The following is a 14,299-nucleotide window of genomic DNA, read 5'->3' on the forward strand; positions in this document are numbered from 1 at the left end:
ATTCCCGCGGAAAACCCGAAGGCCCGCTTTTTGGCCCCCCGTGCGGTCAAAAAGCGGGCGTCCTGGGATTTCTCGGGGCCGACCTTTTCCGGTTAGCGCGCAGCGCGGGCCTTCATAAAGCCGAGAGCGCCGAGGGCCAGCGCCATCAGTGCCCCGATCAGGACCATGTAGAGCCCCGGTCCAGCGGTCATTTCGTACAGCTTCGCGGCCTGTTCCGCCGCCTTTTCCGCGACCTTCTGCGACACCCCCTCGTCGTCCTTCAGCTTCTGGGTCACCAGCCGCTCGGGGTCCGCCATGTTGATGGCCGCGACGATCGCCATGGCCAGCCCCAGAACCCCGCCGACCAGGTAGAGCGCCGCCTTCTTGGTGGTCATGGCGGCGATGAACAGGATCGCCGCGACCAGGGCGATGATCAGCGTGATGATGCCGTCGCCGTCGATGCCCTTGATGCCCCCGGTGGCGCCCTCGGCGTCCGAGACCACCCAGTTCACCATGGAGCCGGCCAGCGCGATGACCGAGCCGACGATCGCGAAGATCGCGATCTTCTTGGACGGCGCGGCCGGTGCGGGTGACGCATGTGCGGCACCGCCGTTCGGGGCCCCTGCGGAATGCATGGGCGGCGCGCTTTGCGCATAAGAGGACTGGCTGTATTCGCTCATGAGCTCAGACCGTAAGCGGGGCCTTTCTGCATTGCAATGCCGACGCCCGCTATGCCGCCAATGACCGATAAATTTCTCGCCGAAATAATCCCCGGATGAGGTCAAATAATCTGCGGGTTATTTCGGGCCGGCCGCCCGCACAAATAATTGACAGACGTTATCTGCCCGTGATCGCCGAAGTCATGCACGGGGGAGTCACCGGTGGCCAGGAGAGCCCTCTGCGTGCCTGGCCGGAGGGAGTCCCCCGGCGTGGTTCCGGCGCCGGACGCCCCCGGCGGGATGGCAGGCTTGGGCCCATGCGTCCGCTTCCGTTCGTACTCGGTGCCGCCGCGCTGCTGACCGTGTCCGCAGCCGCCCCGGCCTTCGCCGACGACTCGTCGTCGCCGTCTCCCTTCACGATCGAGGATCCACGGATCACCGAGTCCAGCGGCCTGGCCGCGAGCCGCCTCCACCCCGGCGTCTACTGGACGCACAACGACAGCTCGGACGGGCCGTACGTCTACGCCGTCGACGGCAAGACCGGGAAGACGGTCGCGCGGGTCACCCTGCGGGGCATAGGGGATCCCCGCGATGTGGAAGCGATCTCGATAGGGGCCGACGGCAATGTCTACGTCGGCGACATCGGCGACAACCTGGGCGGTACGTGGTCCCATGTGTGGATCTACCGCTTCCCCGAGCCGAAGCAGCTCAAGGACGTCACCGTCACCGCGACCCAGTTCACCGTCAAGTACCAGGGCGGGCCGCGCAACGCCGAGGCGATGATGGTCCATCCCAAGACGGGCCGCGTCTATATCGCCAGCAAGAGCGACGAGGACGCTGGGCTGTACGCCGGACCGGCCACGCTCAGCCCCTCGGGGGTGAATGTCTTCCGGCGGGTCTCCGACCTCGACATGGAGGTCACGGACGGGGCGTTCGCCCCGGACGGCACCCGGCTGGTGCTCCGCGGCTACTTCTCGGCCGCCGAGTACCGCTGGCGGGACGGAAAGCCGACGCGGCTCGAGGAGGAGCCGGGGCTGCCGCTGCAGCGGCAGGGCGAGTCGGTCACCTTCACCCCCGACGGCGGCACGCTCATGTACGGCACCGAGGGCGCGGGCTCCAAGGTGACCCCGGTGGACCTCGGCGGGGAACTGCTGCCGGACGCCACCGCGAAGGAGCAGAAGAAGAACGGGGAGTACTCCGACCGCGTCGACGGCAAGCTCACCGACGACGACAAGAACGGCAACCTGGTCAAGGCCGGGGTCACCTTCGCCGGTGCGCTGGTCGTCTTCCTCGGCCTGCGCAGGCTCTTCCGCCGGGGCCGATCCTGACCGTCGGCGCATACGAAGGGGCCCGCGGCCGACCACCGGCCGCGGGCCCCTTGCGTACGGGCGTAAGGGCGCTCGTCAGAGGTGCTCGATGACGTAGTCCACGCATGCCGTCAGCGCCTGGACGTCCGCCGGGTCGACGGCCGGGAACATCGCCACCCGCAGTTGGTTGCGGCCCAGCTTGCGGTACGGCTCGGTGTCCACGACGCCGTTGGCCCGCAGCGCCTTGGCGACCGCGGCGGCGTCGATCTCCTCGGTGAAGTCGATCGTGCCGACGACCTGCGACCGCTTGGCCGGGTCGGCCACGAACGGGGTGGCGAACTTGGACTCCTCGGCCCACCCGTACAGCGTGCGCGAGGAGGTCGCGGTGCGCCGCACCGCCCAGTCCAGACCGCCCTGTCCGTTGATCCACTTCAGCTGGTCGTCGAGCAGGAAGAGCGTCGCCAGCGCCGGGGTGTTGTACGTCTGGTTCTTCAGCGAGTTGTCGATCGCGGTCGGCAGTGAGAAGAACTCCGGGACGTGCCGGCCCGAGCCGTGGATCCGGGCGGCGCGCTCCAGCGCGGCGGGCGAGAAGACGCCGATCCACAGACCGCCGTCGGCCGCGAAGGACTTCTGCGGCGCGAAGTAGTAGACGTCCGTCTCGGCGATGTCGACCGGCAGACCGCCCGCCCCGGAGGTCGCGTCCACCAGCACCAGCGCGCCCTCGTCGGCGCCGGCCACCCGCTGGATGGGCATGGCGACACCGGTGGAGGTCTCGTTGTGGGTGAGGGCGTAGACGTCCGTGCCGCTCTCGGCGCGCGGCTCCGGGTGGGTGCCGGGGTCGGAGGAGATCACCGTGGGCTCCTCGAGCCACGGCGCCAGCTTCGCGGCCTTGGCGAACTTCGAGGAGAACTCGCCGAAGGACAGGTGCTGGGACTTGGCGTCGATCAGCCCGTGGGTCGCGATGTCCCAGAAGGCGGTGGAGCCGCCGTTGCCCAGGATGACCTCGTACCCCTCGGGGAGTTGGAAGAGCTCGCGCACCCCTTCGCGCACCGCGCCGACCAGGTTCTTGACCGGGGCCTGGCGGTGGGAGGTGCCGAGCAGGGAGCTTCCGGTGGCGGCCAGGGCGCTCAGCGCCTCGGTGCGCACCTTGGACGGGCCCGAGCCGAAGCGTCCGTCGGCGGGCTTGATGTCATCGGGAATCCGGATGTCAGCCACGACCGAAGCCTAATCCGTCGGCCCCCGCGGTCCGACCGCGCGTCCAGCGGGTGAGACGGTAGGTCCACATCCTGTTGACGCGGGAGGTGAGGGCGGTGTAGGCGCGATCGGGGAACGCGGCGGCCATGAATCGGAATTGGACATTCTCAACAGCCCTCCCGGCGTGGACCATGGAGGCATGGCTGATCACCAGGCAGACGAGCTGGAGCAGGCGCTGCGACGGGCCGTCCGCGGGGACGTCTCCTTCGATACGGCGAGCCGGGCCCTGATGACCATGGACGCGTCGAACTACCGACGGGTGCCGGACGGAGTGGTCGCGCCCCGGGACGCGGACGATGTGGCGGCGGCGCTGGCCGTCTGCCGGGAGCGTGGGGTGCCGGTGGTCGCGCGCGGCGCCGGGACCTCGATCGCGGGACAGGCCACCGGGCTCGGCGTCGTCCTCGACTTCACCCGCCATATGCGCGGCATCGTCTCGCTCGACCCCGAGCGGCGGACCGCCGTCGTCCAGCCGGGCGTGATCCTCGACGACCTTCGTACGGCGGCCGGCGCCCATGGGCTGACCTTCGGCCCCGACCCGTCCACCCACAGCCGCTGCACCCTCGGCGGCATGATCGGCAACAACTCCTGCGGCTCCCACTCGGTGGCCTGGGGCACCACCGCCGACAACGTCCACGAGCTGGACGTCCTCACCTACGGCGGGGAGCGGGTGCGCGCCGCCCAGGGCCTCCACGACCTGCCCGCCCGGCTCCGCGACGGCATACGGTCCCTGGCCGGCCACCACCTGGCCCTGCTGCGCACCGGCTTCCCCGAGCTGCCCCGCAGGATCTCCGGCTACGCCCTGGACGAGCTGCTGCCCGAGAAGAACGCCGATCTGGCCCGCGCCCTCACCGGCAGCGAGGGCACCCTCGGCGTGCTGACCGAGGCGACCGTACGGCTGGTGGAGGCGCCCGGCGCCCGCGCCCTGGCCGTGCTCGGCTACCCCGACGAGAGCGCGGCGGCCGAGGCCGCGCACACCCTGCTGCCGTACGGTCCGCTGACCGTCGAAGGCATGGCCGCCGATCTCGTCGCCGGGGCCTCCGGGCTGCCCAAGGGCGGCGCCTGGCTGTTCGTCGAGGTCGGCGGCGCCACCCGCGAAGAGGCCCTCTCCCGTGCCCAGGAAGTGGCCCGCGCCGCCGCCGAGGCCACCACCGGCCACACCGTCGTCGCCGACCCGGCCGGGCAGCGCGCCCTGTGGCGGGTGCGCGAGGACGCCTCCGGGACCGCCACCCGACTGCGTATTCCGGGGAGGGCGGACGGCGGCGAGGCATGGCCCGGCTGGGAGGACTGCGCGGTGCCGCCGCCCCGGCTCGGCGCGTATCTGCGCGACTTCCGCGCCCTGATGGCCCAGCACGGGCTGCGCGGCACGCCGTACGGCCACTTCGGGGACGGCTGCATCCACGTCCGCATCGACTTCGACCTGCTGACCGAGCCCGGGATCCGGATCTTCCGCGCCTTCTCCTCCGACCTCGCCGATCTCGTCGTCGCCCACGGCGGCTCGCTCTCCGGTGAACACGGCGACGGGCTGGCCCGTGCCGAGCTGCTGCCGCGCGTGTACGGGGACGAGATGGTCGGCCTCTTCACCCGTTTCAAGGACCTGTGGGACCCGGAAGGCGGCCTCAACCCCGGTGTGCTGGCCCGCCCGCAGCGCCTGGACCAGAACCTGCGCTTCGATCCCCTGCCGAGGCGCCCGGTGGACGTCGAATTCGGCTACCCCCACGACAAGGGGGACTTCTCGGCGGCCGTCCGGCGCTGTGTGGGCGTCGCCAAGTGCCGCAACGAATCGGTGTCCGGCTCCGGGGTGATGTGCCCGTCGTACCGCGTGACGGGCGAGGAGAAGCACTCCACCCGCGGCCGCGCCCGGCTGCTGCACGAGATGCTCGCGGGCGAGGTCGTCGAGGACGGCTGGCGCTCGGAGGAGGTCCGGGACGCGCTCGACCTGTGCCTGTCCTGCAAGGGCTGCCGCAGCGACTGCCCGGTCGAGGTCGACATGGCCACGTACAAGGCGGAGTTCCTGCACCACCACTACGAGGGACGGGTGCGGCCCGCCGCGCACTACTCGATGGGCTGGCTGCCGGTATGGCTCCGCGCGGCCTCCCACCTGAGGGCCGCGCCCGCCGCCAACGCCCTGGCGGGCGTGCCCCCGCTGGCGGCGCTGGCCAAGCGGATGGGCGGGATCGCGCCAGAGCGGGACATCCCGGAGCTGGCCCGGGAGCCCTTCACGCGGTGGTGGCGGGAACATGCCCGCACGGTGCCCCGCGATGGGAACGGCGCCCGCACCGTCGTGCTGTGGCCCGACACCTTCACCAACCACCTCTCCCCGTCCGTCGGCCGGTCGGCGGTCGCCGTACTGGAGGCGGCCGGGCTGCGGGTGGTCGTCCCGCCCAAGCCCGTGTGCTGCGGCCTGACCTGGGTCTCCACCGGCCAGCTCGATCGCGCCCGCGCGGTCATGCGGCGCACCCTGGACGTCATGGCCCCCGCCCTGGACGCCGGGCTTCCGGTCGTCGGCCTCGAACCCAGCTGCACCGCGGCCCTCCGCACCGACCTCCCCGAACTTTTCGGCGCCGACCCCCGCGCCGCGCGCCTGGCCGAGTCCGTCTCGACCTTCGCCCAGGCCCTGGAGGACTACGCCCCCGACTGGAGGCCCCCGAAGGTCGACCGCCCCGTGGTCGGCCAGACCCACTGCCATCAGCACGCCGTCCTCGGCGACGCCGCCGAGCGCCGTCTACGTGAACGCGCTGGCCTCACGGGCACGTTGAGCGGCGGCTGCTGCGGACTGGCGGGCAACTTCGGCTTCGAGGACGGCCACTACGACGTCTCGGTGGCCTGCGCCGAGGAGCAACTGCTGCCATCGGTGCGCGCCGCGGAGCCCGGCACGGAGATCCTGGCGGACGGCTACTCCTGCCGTACCCAACTGAACCAACTGGCGGGCCGGAAGAGCCGCCACCTGGCGGAGGTTCTGGCGGAGGCCCTGGCGGAGCGCTTGCGGTGAGTGGGGGCGGGTGGGGCAGCGCCTGAGGGGTGGCGGCGGCTCGGTCGGGTGCGGCTTTCGTCTCGCGCCTTCGGCGCATGTGAGCAACGGGCGCGGGAGGCGGGGGCGAGGCACCGCCGCCGTCCGCCGGGTTGGTGGGGGCGCGCGCCGGTGGCGGCTTCGGCGCTCGTCGGCCGGGGCCCCTCCGGACTGCGGGCGGCAGGCGGCAAGATCCCCACCGGTGCGACCGCCCCTCCCGGTACCCCCCTCTGAAAAATGCTTGATCTGGCGCAACTAATTCATCAAACGATTTCCAGAGGGGGTACCCCACCCCCCCGCTGTCCGGCATCGACCTCGCCCGCCGGTCACGGAAGCCGCCACCGGCGCCCGCCTCCACCGGCCCGGCGGCCGGCGACGCGGGCCGGCCCCGGCGCCCCTGCCCCGCTGCTCAATTGCGCCGAAGGCGCGAGACGAAACCCGCACCCGACCGAGCCGTCCAGCCCAGCGCACCTCACCACGCACCCCCCACCACGCACCCCCCCACAACGCACACCCCCAACGCACCTTTCCAAGACGCGATCCCCAACCGGCTGAATCATGCAAGCGTGCTTGATTGTTTCTCGCCGCACTGCCACCCTCGCTCGACAAGAACGAAAGACAGCCGACACACGACTGACCCGACGACGGGAGCGACGCGTGTCCGAGACGGAGGCTCTGCTCGGCGATCTGCGGGCGGAGGGGGACGAGTTGGACGGCCTGGTGGCCGGGCTCGGGGACGCGGAGTGGCGTACGGCGACGCCCGCGCCCGGGTGGAGCGTCGCGCACCAGATCGCCCATCTCGCGTGGACCGACGAGCGGGCCGTACAAGCCGCCGAGGACCCGCAGGGGTTCGCCGACGAGGTGCGCCGGGCGTGGACCGCGCCGGAGGCGTTCGTGGACGAGGGCGCGGAGCGCGGGGCGGCCGAGCCGCCCGAGGCGCTGCTGCGGCTCTGGCGCGCGGGGCGGGAGCGGTTGCTCCGGACGCTGGCCGCGCAGCCGCCGCGCGCCCGGCTGCCGTGGTACGGGCCGCCGATGAGCGTGATGTCCATGGCCACCGCCCGGTTGATGGAGACCTGGGCGCACGGCCAGGACGTCGCCGACGCGCTGGGGGTGCACCGGGCCCCCACCGCCCGGCTGCGCCATGTGGCCCGGATCGGGGTCCGGGCGCGGGGCTACGCGTACGCGGCGCGGGAGCTGGAGCCGCCGGCCGAGGAGTTCCGGGTCGAGCTCACCGGCCCGGACGGTGAGGTGTGGACGTACGGCCCGGAGGACGCGGCCCAGCGGGTGACCGGGCCCGCGCTGGACTTCTGTCTGCTGGTGACCCAGCGGGCGCACCGCGACGATCTGGCCGTACGGGCCGAAGGGGCGGACGCGGACCGCTGGCTGGACATCGCGCAGGCCTTCGCGGGCCCGCCCGGCAAGGGCCGCGCCCCGGGGCAGAGACCGGGTCACCCGGCGGATGACGGCGGCGCGAGCGGCGACCGCGCCGGAGGCGCCCCGTGACGCCGCCGCCCCCACCCCTGCGTATCGGCAACGCCTCCGGCTTCTACGGCGACCGCTTCGACGCGGTGCGCGAGATGCTCACCGGTGGCCCCCTGGACGTGCTGACCGGGGACTATCTCGCCGAGCTGACCATGCTCATCCTGGGCCGGGACCGCGCCAAGGACCCGGCGCGCGGCTATGCCACCACCTTTCTGCGCCAGCTCGAGGACACCCTGGGGCTCGCCATGGAGCGCGGCGTACGGCTCGTCACCAACGCGGGCGGGCTCAACCCGGCCGGGCTGGCCGACGCGATCCGCGCCCTGGCCGAACGGCTCGGCATCGAGTGCCGGGTCGCCCATGTCGAGGGCGACGACCTCCTGGGCGTCCGCGACTGGGGGCCGGGAGTGTTCGCCGCCAACGCCTATCTCGGCGGCGCCGGTATCACGGCCTGTCTGCGCGGTGGCGCGGACGTGGTGGTCACCGGGCGGGTGACGGACGCCGCGCTGGTGACGGGCCCGGCCGCGGCGCACTTCGGCTGGGCCGCCGACGACTGGGACGCGCTCGCGGGAGCCGTGGTCGCCGGGCACATCCTGGAGTGCGGTACGCAGGCGACCGGCGGCAACTACTCGTTCTTCACCGAGCACGACCTCCGCCGCCCCGGCTTCCCCCTCGCCGAGATCCACCCCGACGGCTCCAGCGTGATCACCAAACATCCGCACACCGGCGGAGCCGTCACGGTCGGGACCGTCACCGCCCAGCTCCTCTACGAGACGGCGGGCGCCCGTTACCTGGGCCCGGACGTCACCGCCCGGCTGGACTCGGTTCGGCTGGCTCCGGACGGCCCGGACCGGGTGCGCGTCCACGGCGTACGCGGCGAGGCGCCGCCGCGCACCCTCAAGACCGGGCTGACCCGGCTCGGCGGCCACCGCAACGAGGTGGTGTTCGTGCTCACCGGCCTGGACATCGAGGCCAAGGCGGCGCTCGTGCGGGACCAGATGGAGGGGGCGATGAGCAAGCGCCGCCCCGCCGAGGTCCGTTGGACCCTCTCCCGTACCGACCACTCCGACGCGGCCGTGCAGGAGGAGGCGAGCGCCCTGCTGCGGCTGGTGGTCCGCGACCGGGACGCGGCGGCGGTGGGCAGGGCGATCAGCGGCGCGGCCGTCGAACTGGCCCTCGCCAGCTACCCCGGCTTCCATGTGACCGCCCCGCCCGGGAAGGGCTCCCCTTACGGCGTCTTCGAGGCCGTGGAATCCCCGGCCGACACCGTGCCGCACACCGCCGTACTGCCGGACGGCTCCCGGCTGACCATCCCCCCGGCCCCCACCACGCCCGCAGCCGGGAGCCCGGCGGACGAGCCGCCCCTTCCGCCGCCGCTGCCGCCGGGGCCGACCCGCCGTGCCCCGCTGGGCGCGGTCGCCGGGGCCCGCAGCGGCGACAAGGGCGGCAGCGCCAACATCGGCGTCTGGGTGCGAAGCGAGGACGCCTGGCGCTGGCTGGCCCACTGCCTCACCGTCGACCGGCTGCGCGAACTGCTCCCGGAGACGGCCCCGTTGAAGATCACCCGTCATCCGCTGCCCCGGCTGCGGGCCCTGAACTTCGTCGTGGAGGGCCTGCTCGGCGAGGGCGTCGCCGCGCAGGCCCGCTTCGACCCCCAGGCCAAGGCCGTCGGCGAATGGCTGCGCTCACGCCGGCTGGACATACCGGAGGTACTGCTTTGACCGCGCTCGCGTCCGCGCTCGACCCCGCAGGCGCCGATCACACGGCCCATCGGGAGGCGATGCTCGCCAAGCTCGCCGAGTTGGAGGGCGAGCACGCCAAGGCGCTCGCCGGGGGCGGTGAGAAATACGTCCAGCGCCATCGCAAGCGCGGCAAGCTGCTGGTCCGCGAGCGGATCGAGCTGCTGCTGGACCCCGACACCCCCTTCCTGGAGCTGTCGCCGCTGGCCGGCTGGGGCAGCGAGTATCCGGTGGGGGCCTCGCTCGTCACCGGTATCGGGGTGATCTCCGGTGTGGAGTGCCTGATCAGCGCCAACGACCCGACCGTACGCGGCGGGGCCAGCAACCCCTGGACGCTCAAGAAGTCGCTGCGCGCCCATGAGATCGCCCGCGCCAACCGGCTCCCGCTCGTCAGCCTCGTCGAATCCGGCGGCGCCGATCTCCCGTCCCAGAAGGAGATCTTCATCCCGGGCGGGGCGATGTTCCGCGATCTCACCCGGCTGTCCGCCGCCGGAATCCCCACGATCGCCGTGGTCTTCGGCAACTCCACCGCCGGAGGCGCGTACATCCCCGGGATGTCCGACCACGTGATCATGGTCAAGGAGCGCTCCAAGGTCTTCCTGGGCGGTCCGCCGCTGGTGAAGATGGCCACCGGCGAGGAGAGCGACGACGAATCGCTGGGCGGCGCCGAGATGCACGCCCGCACCTCCGGCCTCGCCGACTACTTCGCCACCGACGAGCCCGACGCGCTGCGCCAGGCCCGCCGGGTCGTCGCCCGCCTCAACTGGCGCAAGGCGCACGCCGATCCGGGGCCCGCCGAACCGCCGAAGTACGACCCCGAGGAGCTGCTCGGCGTCGTCCCCGGCGACCTCAAGGTCCCCTTCGATCCGCGCGAGGTGATCGCCCGGATCGTGGACGGCTCGGACTTCGACGAGTTCAAGCCGCTGTACGGGCGCAGCCTGGCCACCGGCTGGGCCGCCCTGCACGGCTATCCGATCGGCATCCTGGCCAACGCCCAGGGGGTGCTCTTCAGCGAGGAGTCCCAGAAGGCCGCGCAGTTCATCCAGCTCGCCAACCAGCGCGACATCCCGCTGCTCTTCCTGCACAACACCACCGGCTACATGGTCGGCCGCGACTACGAGCAGGGCGGGATCATCAAACACGGCGCCATGATGATCAACGCCGTCTCCAACTCCCGCGTCCCGCATCTGTCGGTGCTCATCGGCGCCTCGTACGGCGCCGGTCACTACGGGATGTGCGGCCGGGCGTACGACCCCCGCTTCCTCTTCGCCTGGCCCAGCGCGAAGTCGGCCGTGATGGGCCCGCAGCAGCTGGCCGGGGTGATGTCGATCGTCGCCCGGCAGTCCGCCGCCGCCAAGGGGCAGCCGTACGACGAGGAGGCCGACGCGGCGCTGCGCGCCATGGTGGAGCAGCAGATCGAGTCCGAGTCGCTGCCGCTCTTCCTCTCCGGGCGGCTCTACGACGACGGCGTCATCGACCCGCGCGACACCCGCACCGTGCTCGGCCTGTGTCTGTCCGCCCTGCACACCGCGCCGGTCGAGGGCGCGCGCGGTGGCTTCGGCGTCTTCCGGATGTGAGTGAGGAACCCGTGATCCGTTCCCTCCTGGTCGCCAACCGCGCCGAGATAGCGCGGCGTATCGTCCGCACCTGCCGTGACCTCGGCATCGCCACCGTCGCGGTCCACTCCGACGCGGACGCCGGCGCGCCCCACGCACACGAGGCCGATGCCGCCGTACGGCTGCCGGGCGACGCCCCGGCCGACACGTATCTGCGCGGCGATCTGCTCGTGCGGGCCGCCCTGGCCGCCGGGGCCGACGCCGTCCACCCCGGTTACGGCTTCCTCTCCGAGCACGCCGACTTCGCGCGCGCCGTAAGGGACGCGGGGCTGCTGTGGGTGGGGCCGCCGCCCGAGGCGATGGAGGCGATGGCCTCCAAGACCCGCGCCAAGGAGATCATGCGCAAGGCGGGCGTGCCGCTGCTCGACGCGATCGACCCGGCCGGGGCCACCGCCGACGATCTGCCGCTGCTGGTCAAGGCGGCGGCGGGCGGTGGCGGCCGGGGCATGCGGGTGGTCCGCGAACTGGACGCGCTCCCCGCCGAACTCGATTCCGCCCGCGCCGAGGCGGCCTCCGCCTTCGGCGACGGCGAGATCTTCGTGGAGCCCTATATGGAGGGCGCCCGCCATGTCGAGGTCCAGGTGTTCGCCGACGCCCACGGCACCGTCTGGACGCTCGGTACCCGCGACTGCTCCCTCCAGCGCCGCCACCAGAAGGTCATCGAGGAGGCCCCGGCCCCCGGCCTGGACGAGGAACTGCGGCGCACCCTGGCCGAGTCGGCGGCGAACGCGGCGCGCGCCATCGGCTACGAGGGCGCGGGCACGGTGGAGTTCCTGGTCTCGTCGGCGGGGCGGGCGTACTTCCTGGAGATGAACACCCGTCTGCAGGTCGAGCACCCGGTCACCGAGGAGATCTACGGCCTCGACCTGGTGGCGCTGCAACTGCGGATCGCGGAGGGGGAGCGCCTCGACGCCGAGCCGCCGGCGCCCCGGGGACATGCCGTCGAGGCGCGGCTGTACGCCGAGGACCCGGCGCGCGACTGGCGGCCGCAGACGGGGATCATGCACCGGCTGGAGATCCCCGGGCGGCGGGTGGACTCCGGACCGGCCGACGGCGACGCGATCGGCGTCCACTACGACCCGATGCTGGCCAAGGTCATCGCCGTCGCGCCCACCCGGGCGGAGGCCGTGCGGCGGCTGGCCCACGGGCTGGAGCGGGCCCGGATCCACGGCCCGGTGACCAACCGGGAGCTGCTCGTACGTGCTCTGCGGCATCCGGAGTTCGAGGCGGCCCGTATGGACACCGGCTTCCTCGAACGCCATCTGGCCGAGCTGACCGCCGCCTCCGAGGACGACGGGGCGGCCTCGCCCGCCGGGCTCGCCGCCCTCGCCGCCGCCCTGGCCGACGCGGCGCGGCGGCCGGGGACCGCGACCGTGGCCGGGCGGTTGGGCGGCTGGCGGAACGTGCCCTCCCAGCCGCAGTCGAGGAGCTACCGCGCCGAACCGGGCGGCACCGAGCACGAGGTGCGCTACCGCCTCACCCGCGGCGGGCTGCACGCGGAGCGCCTTCCGGACGTCCGGGTGCTGCACGCGGCAGCGGAGTCGGTCGTCCTCGATGTGGCCGGGGTCCGGCGGACGTTCGAGGTGACGGCCCATGGGGACCGCCGCTATGTCGACACCCCCCGGGGCGGCTTCGTGTTCACCGCGCTGCCCCGCTTCCCCGATCCCACCGCCCGTGCCGAACCGGGCTCGCTGCTGGCGCCCATGCCGGGCACGGTGGTCCGGGTCGCCGAGGTGGCGGTCGGGGACCGGGTCGAGGCCGGACAGCCCCTGCTGTGGCTGGAGGCCATGAAGATGGAGCACCGCGTCACGGCGCCCGCCGCCGGGGTGCTCACCGCCCTGCACGCCACCACCGGCCGCCAGGTCGAGGTCGGAGCCCTGCTCGCCGTCGTGGCGGCGGGGGAGTGACGAACCCCCGCGCACCACTCAGTAGGTCGGGGCCCGGACAGACCGTCCGGGCCGTGCGGGACCGCACACGGCCCGCACAACGCATCGCAAGTGGGAGGAGCCGTCCATGACCAGCCCGCATACGCCCGTGGACACCCCGGAGCGCGTGGCGCTCCGCGCGGCGGTGTCGTCGTTCGCCAAGGGACACGCCCCGGGCGGCCCCCAGGAGCGCGACGGCGTGCGCGAACTGTGGGCCGAGGCAGGCAAGCTCGGCTATCTCGGCGTCAACCTCCCCGAGGAGTACGGCGGCGGGGGCGGCGGCATCACCGAGCTGTCCATCGTCCTGGAGGAGCTGGGCGCCGCGGGCTGCCCGCTGCTCATGCTGGTCGTCTCGCCCGCCATCTGCGGCACCGTCATCGCCCGGTTCGGCACCGCCGGGCAGAAGGAGCGCTGGCTGCCCGGTCTGGCCGACGGCAGCCTCACCATGGCCTTCGGCATCACCGAGCCCGACGCCGGTTCCAACTCGCACCGCATCACCACCACCGCCCGCCGGGAGGACGACGGCGGCTGGATACTCAACGGCCGTAAGGTCTTCATCTCGGGTGTGGACATCGCCGACGCGACCCTGATCGTCGGCCGCACCGAGGACGCCCGGACCGGGAAGCTCAAGCCCTGCCTGTTCATCGTCCCGCGCGAGGCGCACGGCTTCTCCTACCACCACATCCCCATGGAACTGGCCGCCGCGGAGAAGCAGTTCGAGGTGGTGCTGGACGACGTACGGCTGCCTGCCGACGCGCTGGTGGGCGACGAGGACGCCGGGCTGCTGCAGCTGTTCGCGGGGCTCAACCCGGAGCGCATCATGACGGCGGCGTTCGCGCTGGGGATGGGCCGCTACGCGCTCGACAAGGCCGTGGACTACGCCCGTACCCGGCAGGTGTGGAAGGAGCCCATTGGCGCCCACCAGGCCATCGCCCACCCCCTCGCCCAGTCCCATATCGAGCTGGAGCTGGCCCGGCTGATGATGGCGAAGGCGGCGTACCTCTACGACACGGGCGATGACGCGGGGGCGGGCGAGGCCGCCAACATGGCCAAGTACGCGGCCGGGGAGGCCACGGTGAAGGCGGTGGACCAGGCCGTGCACACCCTCGGCGGCAACGGCCTGACCGCCGAGTACGGGCTGGCCCGGCTGATCACGGCGGCCCGGGTGGCCCGGATCGCCCCCGTCAGCCGGGAAATGATCCTCAACTACGTCTCCCACCAGACGCTGGGGCTGCCGAAGTCGTACTGACCTCTCGACGGGGGCCGGGCGGGAAGCGCCGTACCGGCCTTACGGGCGCCGTACCGGACGGCGTCGTACCGGCCTCACGAGTTGG

9 protein-coding genes are annotated in these 14,299 nt (G+C 72.8%); 7 read left to right on the forward strand and 2 right to left on the reverse strand.

The features are described from left to right. Window positions 1-92: 92 nt before the first annotated feature. Window positions 93-659 (reverse strand): hypothetical protein, encoded by a 567-nt coding sequence (locus tag J8403_RS24370; protein WP_246585965.1) that lies wholly within the window; start codon window positions 657-659, stop codon window positions 93-95. A gap of 296 nt (window positions 660-955) precedes the next feature. Between J8403_RS24370 and J8403_RS24375 the strand changes: the two genes are divergently transcribed. Beyond that, window positions 956-1,966 carry a hypothetical protein gene (locus J8403_RS24375; protein ID WP_211125015.1) on the forward strand — a complete coding sequence of 337 codons (1,011 nt, stop codon included), beginning with the start codon at window positions 956-958 and terminating at the stop codon, window positions 1,964-1,966. 75 nt (window positions 1,967-2,041) lie between these two features. Here the strand turns inward: J8403_RS24375 and serC are convergent, their stop codons facing one another. Then, window positions 2,042-3,160: a phosphoserine transaminase gene (gene serC / locus J8403_RS24380; RefSeq protein WP_211125016.1), complete on the reverse strand. Its 1,119-nt coding sequence runs from the start codon at window positions 3,158-3,160 to the stop codon at window positions 2,042-2,044. 178 nt (window positions 3,161-3,338) lie between these two features. Between serC and J8403_RS24385 the strand changes: the two genes are divergently transcribed. The 6 genes from J8403_RS24385 to J8403_RS24410 all read left to right on the forward strand — a co-directional run bounded on the left by J8403_RS24385 (window position 3,339) and on the right by J8403_RS24410 (window position 14,214). Further along, the gene (locus tag J8403_RS24385; RefSeq protein WP_211125017.1) at window positions 3,339-6,188 is read left to right on the forward strand and encodes an FAD-binding and (Fe-S)-binding domain-containing protein; all 2,850 of its coding nucleotides are present in this window, start codon (window positions 3,339-3,341) and stop codon (window positions 6,186-6,188) included. Window positions 6,189-6,863: 675 nt separating this feature from the next. Continuing rightward, window positions 6,864-7,709 (forward strand): TIGR03084 family metal-binding protein, encoded by an 846-nt coding sequence (locus J8403_RS24390; protein ID WP_211125018.1) that lies wholly within the window; start codon window positions 6,864-6,866, stop codon window positions 7,707-7,709. Then, window positions 7,706-9,406 carry an acyclic terpene utilization AtuA family protein gene (locus tag J8403_RS24395; protein WP_211125019.1) on the forward strand — a complete coding sequence of 567 codons (1,701 nt, stop codon included), beginning with the start codon at window positions 7,706-7,708 and terminating at the stop codon, window positions 9,404-9,406. Before J8403_RS24390 ends, J8403_RS24395 begins: the two co-directional genes overlap by 4 nt. Next, entirely contained in the window at window positions 9,403-11,001 is a 1,599-nt protein-coding gene (locus J8403_RS24400) for an acyl-CoA carboxylase subunit beta (protein ID WP_211125020.1), read from the forward strand. Before J8403_RS24395 ends, J8403_RS24400 begins: the two co-directional genes overlap by 4 nt. A gap of 11 nt (window positions 11,002-11,012) precedes the next feature. After that, window positions 11,013-12,947 (forward strand): ATP-binding protein, encoded by a 1,935-nt coding sequence (locus J8403_RS24405; protein ID WP_211125021.1) that lies wholly within the window; start codon window positions 11,013-11,015, stop codon window positions 12,945-12,947. Window positions 12,948-13,053: 106 nt separating this feature from the next. Continuing rightward, window positions 13,054-14,214, forward strand: a complete 1,161-nt coding sequence (locus tag J8403_RS24410; protein WP_211125022.1) for an acyl-CoA dehydrogenase family protein — start codon at window positions 13,054-13,056, stop codon at window positions 14,212-14,214. Window positions 14,215-14,299 lie beyond the last annotated feature (85 nt).

Source organism: Streptomyces yatensis, assembly GCF_018069625.1.
GTDB classification, from domain to species: domain Bacteria; phylum Actinomycetota; class Actinomycetes; order Streptomycetales; family Streptomycetaceae; genus Streptomyces; species Streptomyces yatensis.

What these genes read in the sequence shown, in the direction of transcription:
- J8403_RS24370 (WP_246585965.1), bottom strand. Translation starts at nt 659, where the DNA reads ATGAGCGAATACAGCCAGTCCTCTTATGCGCAAAGCGCGCCGCCCATG.
- J8403_RS24375 (WP_211125015.1), top strand. Translation starts at nt 956, where the DNA reads ATGCGTCCGCTTCCGTTCGTACTCGGTGCCGCCGCGCTGCTGACCGTG.
- J8403_RS24385 (WP_211125017.1), top strand. Translation starts at nt 3,339, where the DNA reads ATGGCTGATCACCAGGCAGACGAGCTGGAGCAGGCGCTGCGACGGGCC.
- J8403_RS24410 (WP_211125022.1), top strand. Translation starts at nt 13,054, where the DNA reads ATGACCAGCCCGCATACGCCCGTGGACACCCCGGAGCGCGTGGCGCTC.